This window comes from Pedobacter sp. 01T416_2 (genome assembly GCF_056398925.1).
Window position 1 is genome coordinate 1 of sequence record NZ_JBFTQI010001217.1, and the last position, 1,051, is coordinate 1,051.

Consider the following 1,051-nt stretch of genomic DNA (forward strand, 5'->3'; position numbering starts at 1 on the left):
GCGTAGCGCTCAATGAGGCCATTAATATTAACCTCCGCCGCGGTTCGTGTCGTCACAAACCGAAACATAGTAAAGTAGAAATACTTTTTGTATCAGGTTATACCGGATTAGTATCTAACTTAGATATAAATTGTATTTAATCAAATGCGTTTTTGTATTAAAGAAACCAAAACCTGCAAGTTCTAATGTATATAAATAGGAATAACAAAAATAAATGATAACATGAATAAGAAACCTAACCAATCCTTTAACCGCTTTAAAATCCTTACTTTAATATGCACTTTGCTATTTTTTGGGAATGTTTTCGGGAACGTTCCCGGAAAGAATTTGAAGTCGCCGGATGGCAATTTAGTAGCCAGTTTTGCTTTGGCCGAAGGGGGAGTGCCAACCTATAGCTTAAAGTACAAAGGAAAAGACGTTATTAAAACCAGTAAGCTGGGGCTTGAACTTAAAGATGGTAAATCTTTAAYGAACGGTTTTACCATAAGTGATACCAAAACCAGTACTTTTAACGAGACCTGGAAACCAGTTTGGGGCGAAGTAAAAGAAATTGTAAATCATTACAACGAACTGGCGGTAACTTTAACGCAAAAGGAAACTAACCGCTATATCATTGTGCGGTTACGTTTGTTTAACGATGGCTTGGGTTTTAGATATGAATTTCCTGAACAAAAAAACTTAGATTATTTCGTAATTAAAGAAGAGAAAACCCAGTTTGCCTTAGCTGGCGATCATAAAGCATTTTGGCTTCCTGGTGATTATGATACACAGGAATACAGTACGGTAACCTCAAACTTATCAGAAGTACGAGGTAAAATGAAGACTGCTATAACGCCGAATGCTTCACAAACTACTTTCTCACCAACGGGTTTACAAACGCCGTTGATGATGAAGAGCAAAGATGGTTTGTACATCAATATCCATGAAGCGGCATTAATCAACTATTCGCTAATGTCGTTAAATCTCGACGATAAAAATATGGTTTTAGAATCGTGGTTAACACCTGATGCAGTTGGCGATAAAGGTTATTTGCAGGCACCCTGTCTATCGC

The 1,051-nt window shown here is 37.3% G+C and carries 1 protein-coding gene; it reads left to right on the top strand.

Annotated elements, in window-relative coordinates:
• Window positions 1-222: 222 nt before the first annotated feature.
• Window positions 223-1,051 (top strand): glycoside hydrolase family 97 N-terminal domain-containing protein (locus AC1DPQ_RS28665; RefSeq protein ID WP_477611702.1); only part of this gene is annotated, 829 nt, incomplete at its 3' end.